We start from the raw sequence: 14,915 nt of genomic DNA, 5'->3' as shown, positions 1-14,915 counted from the left end.
GTGCTCAGCCGACCAGCTCCACGATGCGGTCGAGCAACGTCGGGAGCGCACGCGCGGCGGTGTCGCGGACCGTGACGGTCGCGAAGTCAGACAGCAGCGTGGCGTCGGGGTTGACTTCGATGACGGGGATGCCCTGGGCCAGTGCAGCCGACGGCAAACCCGCTGCCGGGTAGACGATCCCGGACGTGCCCACCACGATCACCACGTCGGCGGCTGCCACAGCGTCGACGGCCTGCTGCCACGGCTCGTCGGGCAGTGGCTCGCCGAACCACACCACGCCAGGACGGATCCGGCCGCCGCAGTCGCACAACGGCGGGTCCACGGCGCCGACGGGTTCGGTCATCTGTGGCAGATCGCCGCGATACTCCTTGCCGCATTCCGAGCAGTGGAACTCGAACAGACTGCCGTGCAAGTGGGCGACATGGCGGCTGCCCGCACGCTCGTGCAGGTTGTCGATGTTCTGGGTGACGACGCGCACGTCGGCGTGACGCTGCCAGTCGGCCACGGCGTAGTGGCCGGGGTTGGGCTCGACGGACCGCACGAGGTGGTAGCGCCACAAGTACCACGCCCACACCACGTCGGGCTGTCGCAGCCACGCGGCCGGGCTGGCGAGCTCTTCAGGGTCGAAGGTCTCCCACAGGCCGGTCTGGGCGTCGCGGAACGTCGCAACGCCGCTTTCGGCCGACATCCCGGCACCGCTGAGCACCGTTACACGCACGGAATCCACGGTAGCGGCAGGTCGCGCTATGTTGAGCAGGTGTCCGAGTTGGCCGACTGGGTGCGGCTGGACAGCACGGCGGGCACACCGCTGTTCGATCAGTTGAGGACCCAGATCATCGGCGGCATCCGGGACGGCCGGCTGGCCGCGGGCACCCGGCTGCCGACGGTGCGCGCCTTGGCGAGGCGGCTCGGGCTGGCGGCCAACACCGTGGCGCGGACCTACCGCGAACTCGAGCTGGCAGGGTTGGTCGAGACGCGCGGCAGGCACGGCACTTTCGTTTGCGGCGCCGATCCCGGCGAGGCGGCGATGGCAGCGGCCGCGCGGTCATTCGTCGACGCGGCGCGTGCGCTGGGGGTCGGCGAGCAGGAGGCCCTGCGCTACGTCGAGACAGCGTTCCGGTCGCAGGGCTAACCGAACTCCAGCAGCGTCAGCGTCGGCCGGAACGGATCGAACAGCGGGAGTCGTTGCAGCGTCCACACCAGCACGTTGAACACGGGTCCGCGCCCGCGCGGCAAAGGCAAGTCGTGCACGGCCCGCACGCCCGGCACCGTGTTCACCAGCTCGGCGATCTGCGCCACCGACAAGCTGAACGGCATCGGGGGCACCCGGTAGCGCAGCGAGGTGCGAAAGCCGCGGCGGATCAGCGTGGTAGCCGAGTGCGGCGGCAGGTCGAACATCATCTGGCCGCCGGGGAATCGGCGCGCGCACTCGGTGATCAGGCCCATCGCCTCGTCGGGCTGCAAGTACATCAGCAGACCCTCGGCGGTGATGAACACGCCCGGCGCGGGGTCGACGTCGTCCATCCAGGAAAAGTCCAGTGCCGACTGCGCGCGTTCGGTGATCCGCTCGGAGCGCGGCAGCAACCGTCGGCGCAACTCGATCATCGGCGGCAAATCAACAGTGAGCCAACGGAATTCGTGACCGACGTCGGACGCGTCGAGCCGCCAGAAGCTGGTTTGCAGACCTTCGGCGAGCGCCACGACAGTGGCCGACGGATGCGCGGCGAGATAGCGCCGGGCGTTGTTGTCGAAAGCCAGCGCGCGCACCGCGACGTCTTGGCGCGGGCCCATGCCGAACTTGGCGAAGTCGTAGTCGATGGAGTCCATCAGCTTGATCGCCATCGGGTCGTCGATGATCCGATCCGGCCTGCGGGCTTCGTTTGCGCGCGCCCGCAACGTCATCAGTGCCGTCTCGGAGACGCCGGTCAGCGCGGTCGCGTCGGCGCGGTGGCCGTTCAGGGAGCTCATCGTCGCGCCAGTTTACCGGCGCAGGACCTTCTCGAGCGTGCGCAGGTTGCGGGTGGTGGTCGACGACTTGTAGCGCTTTTTGCCCATGGTCTTGCCCATCGCGCTGTCGAGTGTCTTCGACCGCGGCACTTGCCAGTAGATCACGCCGTTGCCGCGTTGAATCCGCTCGCCGGGGCCGGGGGACAGCGCTGCGAGTTCGTCGAGCACGTCGGGATCGGAGACGAACGTGACGTACGAGTGGGTGTCGGCCACCTCGCGTTCGAAGGGATAGCTGTCGGAGATCTCTTGCAAGGTGTCGAGGTCGTAGACCAGAACCCACGCGTCGTAGCCGAAGTTCTCGCGCAGCGCGGCTTCGGCGTTGGTGCGCACCGTGGCCGCTTTGGCCTTCGATTCCAGCAAGACATTCCCGCTCGCCAGGATGGTCTGCACCTTGTCGAAGCCCGCGTCGGTGAGCGCTTTGGCCACGTCGGCCATCTTGAGGTTGACCCCGCCGACGTTCACGCCTCGCAAGAACGCGGCGTAGCGAGTCATTGGGTCATCGTAAGCGCGGCACTTGGACGTAGGCTCGCACTATGGCGCCCCAGGCTTTCGACGACAAGCTGCTCGCCGTGATCCGCGGAAACTCGCTGGGCGTGCTGGCCACCATCAAGCGCGACGGGCGGCCGCAATTGTCGAATGTCTCCTACTACTTCGATCCGCGCACCTCGGTGATCGAGGTGTCGATCACCGAGCCGCGGGCCAAGACCCGAAACCTGCGCCGCGACCCGCGGGCGTCGATTCTGGTGAGCGCCGACGACGGCTGGTCCTATGCGGTGGCCGAGGGGACCGCAGAACTGAGCCCGCCGGCCGCGGACCCGCACGACGACACGGTCGAGGGCTTGATTGCGTTGTACCGCAACATCGCCGGCGAGCATCCCGATTGGGACGACTACCGCCGGGCGATGGTCACCGACCGCAGAGTCCTGATGCGGCTGCCGATCTCGCATGTGTACGGCATGCCGCCCGGGATGCGTTAGCGGCGCTGGGTCTCGCGGTGCTGCTGCACCAGGATCGCGCCAAGGCACACCGCAGCCAGCGCCGCGACCGCAACCGCGAAAGCTATTCCGGCAGTGCGCAATCCCCACGTCTCAGCCGCGAAGCCCTCGCCGATCACGGGCAGCGAGATCGCGATGTAGGCGACGACGAAGTACGTCGAACTCACCTCTGCGCGTCGATCCGGTGGCGTCTGCTCGGCCACGGCGGCCAGACCGCGGGTGAAACTGACGCCTTGCCCGGCGCCCGCCACCACGGCGCCGACAATCAGCAGCGGCAGGCTCGAAAAGCCAAGGGCCGCGGCGATGATCAGCATCCCGAACGCCAACGTCGCGCAGCCGACAGCCACCGCGCGCTGCGGGTCGATCCGCCCGGACATCAATTGGGCGATTGCCGACGCCGCGAAGATCGAGCACACGACCGCCCCAGCCACCGCATGGTTGCCGACGTCGATGATGCCTGCCAGAAACGACGGCGACACCGCGGTGAACAGGCCGAGCACGGCGAAACCCGCGAACCCGGCGGTGGCCGCGACGGCGAACACCGCGCGGACATGAGGCGGCACTGCGAGCCGCTGAAGGCCAATGCGGCCCGAGCGCGGGCTGGTTTCGGGCGCGACGAGCACACCGGCGGCGGCGAGCGTCATCAGCACGATGTGCACCGCGAACGACAGCGCCAGCGGAGCGGGCGCGTACTGCACCAGCAGTCCGGCCAGCAGCGGCCCGACGCCGAGGCCGCCGATGTTGGCGACGGTCGCGATCCCCGCCGCGCGGCCGCGCCAGTGTTCGGGTGCCGCCTCGATGACGGCGGCGGTGGCGGTTCCGGTGGCCACCCCCGCCGACAGGCCCGAGAGCAACCGGCCGAGCAGCAGGTCGTCGACGCCGTTGGCGGCCAGGAATGCGACTGCGCTACCGACCGCAAAAGCGATGGCCAACAACAACATCGGGCGTCTGCCCACCGCGTCGGACCAGCGGCCGAACAGCAGCAGTGCGGCCAGCACCCCGCCGGCGTACGTTGCGAACACCACGGTGGTGGTCAGCACCGAGAAGTGCATGCGCTCGGAGTACAGCGCGTACATGGGCGTCGGCAGCGTAGTGCCGAGCATGAGCGCGGCGAACACGTACGCCAACAGTGGAAAGGCGAACGTGGTCCGCCGGCTGGTATTCAGCGCCTGATACTCCTGTCGTCCTGGGTCGGGGCTCTAGACTAAGCCGGTGCCGAAGCTGCAGTTGGTGGGTGATCCGGCCGCCGATGCGTTGCTCGACGACAACCCGATGGCGCTGCTGATCGGGATGCTGCTGGATCAGCAGGTGCCGATGGAGACCGCGTTCGCCGGGCCGAAGAAGATCGCCGAGCGCATCGGCGGCATCGACGCCCGCGAGATCGCCGACTACGACCCGGAGAAGTTCGCCGCGTTGTGCGCGGAACGGCCTGCCGTGCACCGATTTCCGGGCTCGATGGCAAAGCGGATCCAGGCGCTGGCCCGCGAGATCGTCGACCGCTACGACGGCGACGCGGCCGCACTGTGGACGCAAGGCGATCCCGACGGCGCCGAGGTGTTACGCCGGCTCAAAGAGCTGCCGGGGTTCGGCGAGCAGAAGGCGCGGATCTTCCTTGCGTTGCTGGGCAAGCAGTACGGCGTCACGCCGAAGGGATGGCGTGCGGCTGCGGGTGAGTACGGCAAGGCCGGCAGCTACATGTCGATCGCGGACGTGGTCGACGCCGGCTCGCTGGAGAAAGTGCGGTCCTACAAGAAGCAGTTGAAGTCGGCAAAGAAGGGCTAGCTGAATGAAGACGCACATCAACTGTCCGTGCGGGGAAGCCATCACCGGTAAGGACGAGGACGACCTCGTCGAGAAGACTCAGGCGCACCTGGCCGAGGCGCATCCCGGCCTGGAATACGACCGCGACGCCATCCTGTTCATGGCGTACTGACGCCGGTTCGGCCCCGACGCGCGTTCGCATTCCCGCGAGCGTGCCCTCCTGTACACAAAGCGCCGGCGTGTCGCCGTGCAGACACGCCCGCTCGCGGGGATGAGGGGTTACGGCACGACCGTCGAGCCGATCGTCGGCAAGAACGTGCACTGCCGCTCGACGGTGGTGACCTGGCCGAAGATCGTCGACATGATGCTGCCTGAGCCGGTGTCGGCGATCGCCATCAACGTGGTCGGCCCGTTCGGGTTGATGTCGGGGTTCGGCTTGAGCGTCTCGGTGCCTGACTTGCCGGTGGTCAGGTTGACCCAGGTGACGTTCAGCGGAAGCTTCTGCTCGGCCGCCGGGCCCGGCGTGCCGACCGCAGTGAACACGTACGCGGTCTGACCCGCCTTCGGGCCGGGTTTCGGAATCGACGCCGGACCGGCCACCGAGATCGCGGTCGCGATCGCGTTGCCGCCGTCGGCCAGGCAGCCGTTGCCGATCGACGGGTACATGAACTCCTGCGTCGGCGGGGCGTCAGGCCCGAACGCAGCGGGCGCCGGGCCAGGCGCTGGGGCAGGTGTTTCCGGAGCCGGAGCCGGTGCAGGCGCTGCGGCCGCGGGTGCAGGCGCAGGGGCCGGGGCCGCGGCCGCAGCGGGCGCCGCGGGGGCTGCCGCGGGAGCTGGAGCGGCCGGGGGTGCAGGCGCACCGGGTGCCATCGCGGTCAGGGCCCGGCCGGTGGGGTCGGGCGCGGCCCCGGGCGCCGGTGCGAGCGCATTTCCGGTGGCCGGCCCGACGACATGGGCCGGATCGATCCCGGTGGGCAGATGCGGCACGGTTCCGGGCTCGACACCAGCCGGGGGAACGTGCACCAGCGGGCTTCCGACCGCAGGTTTGTCGGAGGGCGAACTAGGCGCCGACGGAAGCAGTTGGTTCAGGTTGCCGGGCAGGTTCACGTTGTTCGGCAACTTGATCGAAAGGCCCTGCGGCGGCGGGCCGCCGGGACGGCCCGGCTGCTGCACGAACTGGTTGACCGACGACGCCACCTGGCGCGAATCCGCCGGGGCGCCCGCATTGCTGGCGAATGCGGACGCGGCGTTCATCAGCATCGACGCGGCGCTGTCCGGGTTGGCTGCCGCCTGCTGAAGAACCGGGCTCAGCTGCTGGATCGCGGGCAGGCCCGGGGCCTGGGCGATGTCGATCGGGATCGGCGGCGGCAGCGGGTCGGCCGATGCCACCCCGGAGGTCGCCAGACCACCTATCGCCGCGGCCAGCGCGGCGATACCCGCGAACAGCTTCTGGGTGCAGGACACAGAACGTCTCTCGGTCTCGGTGGCAGGCATGCCTGCGAACGTATCGCGATACAGGAGTGACTCAAGTGACACATGTGTCGTTTATGCGACCGTTACGCACCTGAGTGCCTTCGGTGATGTCGGGTCCGACGGAAACCGGTCGCTAAAGTCATGCCGGTAGAAACCATCACTTCTGCCCCGGCCCCCATGCGCGCCCGGTTGGCCACCACCGTCCCGCCGCTGCTGCTTCTGCTGAGCATCGCCGTGCGGCTGGGATGGACCTACCTCGCACCCAACGGCGCCAACTTCGTCGACCTGCACGTCTACGTCGGCGGCGCAGCGACGCTGGGCACCGGCCAACCGCTCTATGACTTCGTCTACGCCGACCAGACGCCGGATTTCCCGTTGCCGTTCACCTACCCGCCGTTTGCCGCGGTCGTCTTCTACCCACTGCACCTGGTGCCGTTCGGCCTTCTGTCGTTCGCCTGGACCGTCGGGATCATCGCGGCGCTCTACGGCGTGGTCCGCGTCAGTCAGCTGCTCATCGGGCGGGGCGGCCACCGCGCGGCGATGTGCTGGACCGCCGTCGCCATCTGGATCGAGCCGTTGCGCAGCACCCTGGACTACGGCCAGGTCAACGTGATCCTGACGCTCGCGGTGTTGTACGCCGTCTACAGCAGGCGGTGGTGGTTGTCGGGGCTTCTGGTCGGACTGGCGGCCGGCATAAAACTGACCCCAGCGATCAGCGGTCTTTACTTCCTCGGCGTAAAGCGTTGGGCCACGGCGGTTTTCGCGGGCATCGTGTTCGCCGGCAGTGTCGTCGTCTCACTGTTGGTGGTCGGCGAGCAGGCCCGCTACTACTTCACCCATTTGATCTTCAACGCCGACCGGGTGGGATCAGTGGCCACCTCGTTCAACCAGTCCTGGCGCGGCGCCATCAGCCGGATCGTGGGGCACGACGCCGGATACAGCCTTCCGGTGCTGGTGGCGATCGCCGCGACCGCGGTCCTGGCGGTGCTGGCGTGGCGTGCGATCGGCGCGGGCGATCCGCATCAGCCGGACCGTCTCGGCGGAATCGTCGTCGTGGAACTGTTCGGCTTGCTGTTGTCGCCCATCTCGTGGACGCACCACTGGGTGTGGCTGGTGCCGACGATGATCTGGCTGATCCACGGCCAGCTGCGCGATCGCCGCGGGGCCCAGGTGCTGGGCTGGGGCTGGCTGGCGCTGACCGTCATCGGGCCGCCGTGGCTACTGAGTTTCGCGCAGCCGACGATCTGGCAGACCGGTCGACCGTGGTACCTGGCGTGGGCCGGCCTGGTCTACGTCGCGGCCGCGGTCGCGACGCTGGCGTGGGTGGCCACTACTGGCCGACGATCTCGTCGATCTCTTTCGCCAGCGCCAGATCCTTCTCCGTGATCCCGCCCTCGGAGTGCGTCGAGAGCGCGAATGTGACTGTGCGCCAACGGATGTCGATGTCGGGGTGATGGTCGGCGGCTTCGGCGCGCTCCGCGATGCGCCAGACCGCCTCGATGCCCGCAAGGAACGAGGGAAACTTCACCGAGCGGCGCAGCGCGTTGTCGACGCGTTCCCAGCCGCCGAGGTCGGACAGCGCGGCGTCCACTTCGTTGTCGGAGAGCACGGCCATACTGCGACCGTATACCGTTTGCGGCCATGGGACAGACACTCGTCGTGGCGGGTGCGCTGATCGTCGACGGGGCTCTTCTGGTGGCACAGCGGGCCCGGCCGCCCGAGCTGGCCGGATGCTGGGAGTTGCCGGGCGGCAAGGCGGGTCCCGGCGAGACGGACGCCGCAGCGCTGGCCCGCGAGCTTGCGGAGGAACTGGGCATCGAGGTGTCCGTCGGCCCGCAGGTCGGCGACGACGTCGCCCTCGCCGACACGATGACGCTGCGCGCTTACCGGGTCACGCAGACATGCGGCCGCCCCGTACACGCGCATGACCACCGCGCGTTGCGCTGGGTGCGCGCCGCCGAACTCGGCGAGCTGAATTGGGTGCCGGCCGACCGGGCGTGGATTCCCGATCTGACGCGGCTGCTGTCAGCAGACATCACGACCCGGTAGCGCGGTCCCACACCACCTGGCCGTCGGCGCGCAGACGCGCTCCCTGCGCCGGAGAATGGCCGACGAGCCGGCCGTCGTGCATGAGGTGCTCGACGGGTACGCCGCAGCGCAGCACCGCGACATCGGCGACGAGCCGCCGGTGACACCGCCACCACACGCTTTCGCTGCACATCATCGCCGTCTGCTGTCGGCCGGCTTCGTCGAGCAGACCCGTCAGCGCCTCGCTGAATTCGGCGGTCCGCGTGTACGCCGCGTACGCAGCGAACTGCGCCACCTGCCACCACGTATCTTCGGGCACCGCGCCTGAAGGCAGTCGGCGTCGGCCGCCCAGCCGAGGCTCCCAGCGATAGTGGATACCTATGTCAGACAACCAGATACGCAATTCGTCAGCCGCGACGTCGGGGTTGCGCCGGCTGTTCGGATAACGCCGAATATCCACCAGCGCTTCGACATTCGCGTCGCGCAGCAGTTCGCCCAGCGCATCGCGGCCCAGGGCGCCATGGCCGACGGAGATCAGCACCGCAGCGCGTCGGCCCGAGTCAGTAACGCATCGAGCTGCGGAGCATCGGTCCCGGCGAGCCGACGATGCGTGGCCGCGCCGACCCGGGCCGCCTGCAGCTTGGCGCGCTCGGCCGGCCCGCGGTACATCTGGTCGACGGTAGCCGTCCACAGGGTCAGCCAGCGCACCAAGTACTCGGCGGACAACGGCGTGCGGTGGTGGACGGGCAAGCCTGTGGACGCCTTGGCGCTACAGGGCTGGAACGCGCCCGTGACCGTCGACCGGCTGGACCCGTTCGTCGAACCGGATGTGTGTGTGGCGCGCCTGGGCGCCGACTGAGTTCGACGCCGGCGGTCGCGGCCTAGGGTCTGGAGTCATGGGCTTGCCCGACGAGGTGTACACGCGACTGCTGGCGCTGCGCACCGAGTTGCGCCGCTTCGAGCGGTGGAGCGCCGAACAGGCGCAATCGGCCGGGCTCACTCCGATGCAGCACCAGTTGCTGCTTGCGATCCGCGGCCACGCGGACCGGCGCGGCCCGACCATCGGCGAGGTCGCCGAATACCTGCTGTTGCGTCCGCACAGCGCAAGCGAGTTGGTCAATCGTGCCGTCGCCGCAGGCTTCGTCGACCGCGTGCGCGACAGCACCGACCAGCGGGTGATGCGGTTGCAACTCACCGAGGCGGGCGCGCAGCGCCTCGGGTCGCTGACGGCCATGCACGTCGAAGAATTGCAGCGGCTGGCCCTGCAGGTGCCCGAACCGTAAGCCGCTCAGCTCTGGTATCGCTCGTGGCAGACGACCTCCCGCAGCTGCATTACATCGTAATACGATATTTCTCGGCTCGGTCAGGTCGGCACGTGGCGGGGGCCACTTTCGCAGGGCTGCCACAATTTGCGGGTGGACTTCCGGAATGTCGCGATCGTCGCGCACGTCGACCATGGGAAGACAACGCTGGTCGACGCGATGCTGCGGCAGTCCGGCGCGCTCAGCCATCGCGGCGACGACGCGCTCGAGCGCGTTATGGACACCGGTGATCTCGAGCGCGAAAAAGGCATCACGATCCTGGCCAAGAACACCGCGGTGCACCGTCACCACAAAGACGGCAGCGTCACGGTCATCAATGTCATCGACACGCCCGGTCACGCCGACTTCGGCGGCGAGGTGGAGCGCGGACTGTCGATGGTCGACGGGGTGCTGCTGCTGGTCGACGCGTCCGAAGGCCCGCTGCCGCAGACCCGCTTCGTGCTGCGCAAGGCGCTGGCCGCGCACCTGCCGGTGATCCTCGTCGTCAACAAGACCGACCGGCCCGACGCGCGTATCGCCGAGGTCGTCGACGCCAGCCACGACCTACTGCTCGACGTCGCCTCCGACCTCGACGACGACGCCCAGAAGGCCGCCGAACACGCGCTCGGCCTGCCGACGCTCTACGCGTCGGGTCGTGCGGGCATCGCCAGCACGGTGGCACCCGCCGACGGCAACGTGCCCGACGGAACCAACCTCGACCCGCTGTTCGACGTGCTGCTCGAGCACATCCCGCCACCGTCCGGAGACCCCGACGCGCCGCTGCAGGCTCTGGTCACCAACCTCGACGCATCGGCGTTCCTGGGTCGGCTGGCGTTGGTGCGCATCTACAACGGCCGGCTGCGCAAGGGCCAGACCGTCGCGTGGCTGCGCGAAGACGGCGTCACGAGCGCCAAGATCACCGAGTTGCTCGCCACCGAGGGGATCGAACGAAAACCCACCAATGAGGCGCAAGCGGGCGACATCGTCGCGATCGCCGGCATCCCCGACATCATGATCGGCGACACGCTCGCCGACCCCGACGCGCCAAAAGCATTGCCGCGCATCACCGTTGACGAGCCGGCGATCTCAGTGACGATCGGCACCAACACCTCGCCGCTGGCCGGGAAAGTGCCGGGGCACAAGCTGACCGCACGGATGGTGCGGGCCCGTCTCGACCAAGAGCTCGTCGGCAACGTGTCGATCCGGGTCGTCGACATCGGCCGCCCGGACGCGTGGGAGGTGCAGGGCCGCGGGGAGCTGGCGCTCGCGGTGCTCGTCGAACAGATGCGCCGCGAAGGCTTCGAGTTGACCGTCGGCAAGCCGCAGGTGGTGACCAAGATCATCGACGGCAAACTGCACGAGCCGTTCGAGGCGCTGACCATCGACTGCCCGGAGGAGTACGTCGGCGTGGTCACCCAGCTGATGGCCGCCCGCAAGGGCCGGATGGTCGAGATGGTCAACCACACCACCGGCTGGGTGCGGATGGAGTTCGTCGTGCCGAGCCGAGGACTGATCGGGTTCCGCACAGACTTCTTGACCGAGACCCGCGGCACCGGAATCGCCAACGCGGTGTTCGACGGCTACCGGCCCTGGGCCGGGGAGATCAGGTCACGGCACACCGGGTCGCTGGTGTCCGACCGGGCAGGCACCGTCACCCCGTTCGCGTTGCTCCAACTTGCCGACCGCGGAACGTTTTTCGTCGAACCCGGCCAGGACACCTACGAGGGCATGGTCGTAGGGGTGAACCCGCGGGCCGAGGACCTCGACGTCAACGTCACCCGCGAGAAGAAGCTGACGAACATGCGCAGCTCGACCGCGGACGTCATCGAGACGCTGGCCAAACCGATCGAACTGGACCTCGAGCAGGCCATGGAGTTCTGCGCAGCCGACGAATGCGTGGAAGTGACGCCGGAAATCGTGCGCGTGCGCAAGGTCGAGCTGGACGCCACGGCCCGCGCACGTGCGAAGGCGCGCGCGAAGGCAGCCAACCGCGGATAGCGGACCGTCGTCATTACCCTGTAGTCGTGCCGGCCCCTTCGCTCCGCGTTGTCGTCGCTCTTGCCGGCGCACTCGCGATGCTCTCGGCCTGCACCGTCAGCCCGCCGCCTGCGCCGCAGAGCACGGACACGTCGCAGAATCCGGCGCCTCCGCCGGCGCGAGCCTTCCAGATCATCATGGGCATCGACTCGATCGGCGCGGGCTTCAACCCGCACCTGCTGTCAGACCAGTCGCCGGTGAGCGCCGCCGTCGCCGCGCTGGTGCTGCCGAGCGCATTCCGGCCAGTGCCCGACCCGACCACAAGCACCGGCTCGCGCTGGGAGATGGACACCACGCTGCTGCAATCGGCCGAGGTCACCAACACGAATCCGTTCACGGTCACCTACAAGATCCGGCCGGAGGCGCAGTGGACCGACAACGCGCCGATCGGTGCCGACGACTTCTGGTACCTCTGGCGCCAGATGGTCAGCCAGCCCGGGGTGGTCGATCCCGCCGGCTACAACCTGATTACTGCGGTGCAGTCGATCGACGGCGGAAAGCAAGCGGTGGTGACGTTCTCGTCGCCGTATCCGGCGTGGCGTGAACTGTTCAGCGACATCCTGCCGGCGCACATCGTCAAGGACGCTCCCGGCGGTTTCCCGGCCGGGCTGGCTCGGGCCATGCCGGTGACCGGCGGACAGTTCCGCGTGGAGAACATCGACCCGCAGCGCGACGAGATCCTGCTGGCCCGCAACGACAGGTTCTGGGCGGCGCAGGCGCTGCCGGACCACATCCTGCTGCGCCGCGCGGGCGCCCCGGCGGCGCTGGCCGACTCGATGCGCAACGGCGACACCCAGGTGGCCCAGGTGCACGGCGGCGCCGCCGCGTTCGCGCAACTGTCCGCCATTCCCGGGGTGCGCACAGCCCGCATCATGACGCCGCGGACCATGCAGATGTCGCTGCGGGCGGTTACCCCCAAGCTCGCCGACGCGCGGGTGCGCAAAGCGATCCTGGGGCTGCTCGACGTGGACCTGCTGGCTGCCGTCGGCGCAGGTAGTGACAACACCGTCACGCTCGCGCAGGCGCAGGTGCGCTCGCCGTCGGATCCTGGTTACGTGCCGACCGCGCCGCCGGCGCTGAGCAAGGACGCCGCACTGAGCCTGTTGACCCAGGCCGGATACGACATCGACACCGACGCGACCGCGCCGACGGCCTCGACTCCGCCGTCGGCCGGATCGCGCACCAACGAGCCGCCGCCGCCCACCCCGGAGTCGACGCGCGGGCGGATCAGCAAGGACGCCGTGCCGCTGACGTTGGTGATCGGTGTGGCAGCCAACGACCCGACCTCCGTGGCGGTCGCCAACACGGCCGCCGACCAGCTGCGCAGTGCAGGAATCGCGGCGTCCGTGCAACCGCTGGACCCGCCGGTGCTCTACGGCGACGCGGTGCCCAACAACCGGGTCGACGCCGTCGTCGGCTGGCACCGGGCAGGAGGCGACCTGGCCACCGAGCTGGCGTCACGCTACGGGTGCACGGCGCTGCCGGGGCCCGCGGCCAACGGCACCACCACCACGACGTCGCCCGCGGTCACCCCCGCATCCGGAACCGAGGGTGATCCGAGCGCTCCCATCCAGGTGCCCAACAACATCACCGGCCTGTGCGATCCGTCGCTTCAGCCGCGCATCGACGCAGCGTTGATGGGCCACGTCCCGATCGGCGAGGTGGTCAACTACGTCGAGCCCAGGCTGTGGGAGATGTCGACCGTGTTGCCGATCCTGCAGGACGCCACGATCGTGGCCGCCGGCCCGCGCGTCGAGAACGTCAGCTTGTCCGGCGCCGTGCCCGTGGGCATCGTCGGCGACGCGGGCCGCTGGGTGAAGATGCCGCAATAGGTCGCAGGTCTTCGATGTCTGACTCCGAACGTCGCCGGCCTTCCGGCTCCGACACACCACGGCTGCTGTTCGTCCACGCCCATCCCGACGACGAGACGCTGACCACCGGCGCGACGATCGCCCATTACGCCAGCCGTGGCGCCGACGTGCGGGTGGTCACCTGCACGCTGGGTGAGGAGGGTGAGGTGATCGGCGAGCGCTACGCGCTGCTGGCCGTCGACCACGCCGACCAACTCGGCGGCTACCGCATCGCCGAGCTGACGCGGGCGCTGGCGGCGCTGCGTGCCGGCGAGCCGACTTTTCTCGGCGGCGCGGGCCGGTGGCGCGATTCCGGGATGGCCGGTACGCCGCCGCGACGCCGGCAGCGGTTCATCGACGCCGGGGACGCGGCGGTGGCCGAGCTGACTGCGCTCGTCGAGACGTTGCGGCCGCACGTCGTCGTCACCTACGACCCCGGCGGCGGTTACGGCCACCCGGACCACGTCCACACCCACTCCGTGACCGCGGCGGCCCTCGCGCGCTCCGCGTGGGCCGTGCCGAAGTTCTACTGGACGGTGCTGTCGTCGTCGGCGGTCGACGCCGGCCTCGCAGCGCTCGGGGACGTTCCCGACGGCTGGATCAAACCGGCGCCGGGTGACATCACGTTCGGGTACCCCGACCACGAGATCGACGCGGTCGTCGACGCCAATGATCATCTGCCCGCGAAGATCTCGGCATTGCGCGCGCACGCCACCCAGGTCAGCGTCGCGCCCGACGGGCGGTCGTGTGCGCTGTCCAACAACATGGCGCTGCCGATCAGCGGCCAGGAACACTACGTGCTGGCGACGGGCACGGCCGGGCCGCGCGACGGCCGGGGCTGGGAAACCGACCTGCTGGCCGGGCTCGACCTTGGCTAGCAACCTTGGCTAGCCGCAGGCGCGCCGCGTAAGCTTCGACCACACCAGCGCCGCAAGGGAGGGACTGGCATGGACCCGGATCTGGATCCGCAACTGGAGTACTGGCAGTGGCATGCCGACAGCTTCCAGTGGGTGATCGGCTCGCTGGTGAGCGTTCTCGACAGCATCCCGACCTGACCGGTTCTCCCGGTGCCGCCGGCCTGCGTGGCCGGGCGGGTTCTGCCGTGCGCGCTGTCGTGCTGGTGCTGCTTGCGGTCGACGGCGTGATCTCCGCGGTGCTGGGTGCGATCTTTCTGCTCGTCTACCTCGGCAAGGTGCCGTTTCCCATCAGCGCGCTGGTCAGCGGGCTCGTCAACGCGGTGCTGGTCTGGGCCGCTTCGCAGTGGACGTCGTCGCGGGCCCTTGCGGCGCTGCCGCTGTGGACGTTTCTGTTGACGCTGGCCGTGATGACGTTCCCCGGCCCGGGCGGTGACGCATTCTTCGGCGGGCCCGGTTTCGGTCAGTGGGCGCCGGCGCTGCTGTTGATCCTCGGGGTCGTGCCGCCCGCGATCATGCTGCGACGCCGCCTACTACGCTGACATCCAT

18 protein-coding genes and 1 pseudogene are annotated in these 14,915 nt (G+C 69.1%); 12 read left to right on the top strand and 7 right to left on the bottom strand.

What is annotated here, in order from left to right; genetic code table 11:
* Window positions 1-4 precede the first annotated feature (4 nt).
* Window positions 5-718 carry an NAD-dependent deacylase gene (locus AC5Y4N_RS00465; RefSeq protein WP_499909702.1) on the bottom strand — a complete coding sequence of 238 codons (714 nt, stop codon included), beginning with the start codon at window positions 716-718 and terminating at the stop codon, window positions 5-7.
* A 39-nt stretch (window positions 719-757) separates the two neighbouring features.
* Here AC5Y4N_RS00465 and AC5Y4N_RS00460 point away from each other — a divergent pair, with 39 nt between their 5' ends.
* Window positions 758-1,132 (top strand): Rv1152 family transcriptional regulator, encoded by a 375-nt coding sequence (locus AC5Y4N_RS00460; protein ID WP_499909704.1) that lies wholly within the window; start codon window positions 758-760, stop codon window positions 1,130-1,132.
* Here AC5Y4N_RS00460 and AC5Y4N_RS00455 read toward each other — a convergent pair.
* Together AC5Y4N_RS00455 and AC5Y4N_RS00450 are read right to left on the bottom strand one after the other, a co-directional pair.
* A complete protein-coding gene (locus tag AC5Y4N_RS00455) occupies window positions 1,129-1,968 on the bottom strand; it encodes a class I SAM-dependent methyltransferase (protein ID WP_499909706.1) in 840 nt (279 codons plus the stop codon). The two genes, AC5Y4N_RS00460 and AC5Y4N_RS00455, sit on opposite strands and share 4 nt — an antisense overlap.
* A gap of 12 nt (window positions 1,969-1,980) precedes the next feature.
* Window positions 1,981-2,499 carry a DUF1697 domain-containing protein gene (locus AC5Y4N_RS00450; protein ID WP_499909708.1) on the bottom strand — a complete coding sequence of 173 codons (519 nt, stop codon included), beginning with the start codon at window positions 2,497-2,499 and terminating at the stop codon, window positions 1,981-1,983.
* A gap of 41 nt (window positions 2,500-2,540) precedes the next feature.
* Between AC5Y4N_RS00450 and AC5Y4N_RS00445 the strand changes: the two genes are divergently transcribed.
* Window positions 2,541-2,984 carry a PPOX class F420-dependent oxidoreductase gene (locus AC5Y4N_RS00445; protein ID WP_499909710.1) on the top strand — a complete coding sequence of 148 codons (444 nt, stop codon included), beginning with the start codon at window positions 2,541-2,543 and terminating at the stop codon, window positions 2,982-2,984.
* Here AC5Y4N_RS00445 and AC5Y4N_RS00440 read toward each other — a convergent pair.
* The gene (locus tag AC5Y4N_RS00440; RefSeq protein ID WP_499909854.1) at window positions 2,981-4,168 is read right to left on the bottom strand and encodes an MFS transporter; all 1,188 of its coding nucleotides are present in this window, start codon (window positions 4,166-4,168) and stop codon (window positions 2,981-2,983) included. The two genes, AC5Y4N_RS00445 and AC5Y4N_RS00440, sit on opposite strands and share 4 nt — an antisense overlap.
* A 46-nt stretch (window positions 4,169-4,214) precedes the next feature.
* Here AC5Y4N_RS00440 and AC5Y4N_RS00435 point away from each other — a divergent pair, with 46 nt between their 5' ends.
* Window positions 4,215-4,784: an HhH-GPD-type base excision DNA repair protein gene (locus AC5Y4N_RS00435; protein ID WP_499909711.1), complete on the top strand. Its 570-nt coding sequence runs from the start codon at window positions 4,215-4,217 to the stop codon at window positions 4,782-4,784.
* A gap of 4 nt (window positions 4,785-4,788) precedes the next feature.
* Window positions 4,789-4,935 carry a DUF1059 domain-containing protein gene (locus AC5Y4N_RS00430; RefSeq protein WP_499909713.1) on the top strand — a complete coding sequence of 49 codons (147 nt, stop codon included), beginning with the start codon at window positions 4,789-4,791 and terminating at the stop codon, window positions 4,933-4,935.
* A 107-nt stretch (window positions 4,936-5,042) separates the two neighbouring features.
* On the opposite strand, the gene AC5Y4N_RS00425 is transcribed toward AC5Y4N_RS00430, so the two are convergent.
* The gene (locus AC5Y4N_RS00425; protein WP_499909856.1) at window positions 5,043-6,227 is read right to left on the bottom strand and encodes an Rv1157c family protein; all 1,185 of its coding nucleotides are present in this window, start codon (window positions 6,225-6,227) and stop codon (window positions 5,043-5,045) included.
* A 150-nt stretch (window positions 6,228-6,377) separates the two neighbouring features.
* Between AC5Y4N_RS00425 and AC5Y4N_RS00420 the strand changes: the two genes are divergently transcribed.
* Window positions 6,378-7,622, top strand: coding sequence for a mannosyltransferase (locus AC5Y4N_RS00420; protein WP_499909715.1), 1,245 nt, complete (start codon window positions 6,378-6,380; stop codon window positions 7,620-7,622).
* On the opposite strand, the gene AC5Y4N_RS00415 is transcribed toward AC5Y4N_RS00420, so the two are convergent.
* Complete coding sequence (locus AC5Y4N_RS00415; RefSeq protein WP_499909717.1) at window positions 7,567-7,851, bottom strand: 4a-hydroxytetrahydrobiopterin dehydratase; 285 nt, start codon at window positions 7,849-7,851, stop codon at window positions 7,567-7,569. The two genes, AC5Y4N_RS00420 and AC5Y4N_RS00415, sit on opposite strands and share 56 nt — an antisense overlap.
* 26 nt (window positions 7,852-7,877) lie before the next feature.
* On the opposite strand from AC5Y4N_RS00415, the gene AC5Y4N_RS00410 reads away from it, so the two are divergent.
* Window positions 7,878-8,285 carry an NUDIX domain-containing protein gene (locus AC5Y4N_RS00410; protein ID WP_499909719.1) on the top strand — a complete coding sequence of 136 codons (408 nt, stop codon included), beginning with the start codon at window positions 7,878-7,880 and terminating at the stop codon, window positions 8,283-8,285.
* Here AC5Y4N_RS00410 and AC5Y4N_RS00405 read toward each other — a convergent pair.
* Window positions 8,272-8,805: a DUF488 domain-containing protein gene (locus AC5Y4N_RS00405; protein WP_499909721.1), complete on the bottom strand. Its 534-nt coding sequence runs from the start codon at window positions 8,803-8,805 to the stop codon at window positions 8,272-8,274. The genes AC5Y4N_RS00410 and AC5Y4N_RS00405 overlap by 14 nt on opposite strands.
* Before the next feature lie 225 nt (window positions 8,806-9,030).
* Here AC5Y4N_RS00405 and AC5Y4N_RS00400 point away from each other — a divergent pair.
* The 6 genes and pseudogenes from AC5Y4N_RS00400 to AC5Y4N_RS00375 all read left to right on the top strand — a co-directional run.
* Window positions 9,031-9,123 (top strand): annotated as a pseudogene (locus AC5Y4N_RS00400) (hypothetical protein); the annotation flags it as partial.
* A 37-nt stretch (window positions 9,124-9,160) separates the two neighbouring features.
* Window positions 9,161-9,547, top strand: a complete 387-nt coding sequence (locus AC5Y4N_RS00395; RefSeq protein WP_499909723.1) for a MarR family winged helix-turn-helix transcriptional regulator — start codon at window positions 9,161-9,163, stop codon at window positions 9,545-9,547.
* A gap of 132 nt (window positions 9,548-9,679) precedes the next feature.
* Window positions 9,680-11,563 carry a translational GTPase TypA gene (gene typA / locus AC5Y4N_RS00390; RefSeq protein WP_499909725.1) on the top strand — a complete coding sequence of 628 codons (1,884 nt, stop codon included), beginning with the start codon at window positions 9,680-9,682 and terminating at the stop codon, window positions 11,561-11,563.
* A gap of 77 nt (window positions 11,564-11,640) precedes the next feature.
* Entirely contained in the window at window positions 11,641-13,434 is a 1,794-nt protein-coding gene (locus AC5Y4N_RS00385; RefSeq protein ID WP_499909858.1) for an ABC transporter family substrate-binding protein, read from the top strand.
* Window positions 13,435-13,448: 14 nt separating this feature from the next.
* Complete coding sequence (mshB, locus tag AC5Y4N_RS00380) at window positions 13,449-14,330, top strand: N-acetyl-1-D-myo-inositol-2-amino-2-deoxy-alpha-D-glucopyranoside deacetylase (RefSeq protein ID WP_499909727.1); 882 nt, start codon at window positions 13,449-13,451, stop codon at window positions 14,328-14,330.
* A gap of 128 nt (window positions 14,331-14,458) precedes the next feature.
* Window positions 14,459-14,908: a hypothetical protein gene (locus tag AC5Y4N_RS00375; protein WP_499909729.1), complete on the top strand. Its 450-nt coding sequence runs from the start codon at window positions 14,459-14,461 to the stop codon at window positions 14,906-14,908.
* The last annotated feature ends 7 nt before the right edge of the window (window positions 14,909-14,915 follow it).

Source organism: Mycobacterium sp. NGS19, assembly GCF_059813155.1.
This window is presented reverse-complemented; position numbering and strand designations above follow the sequence as displayed.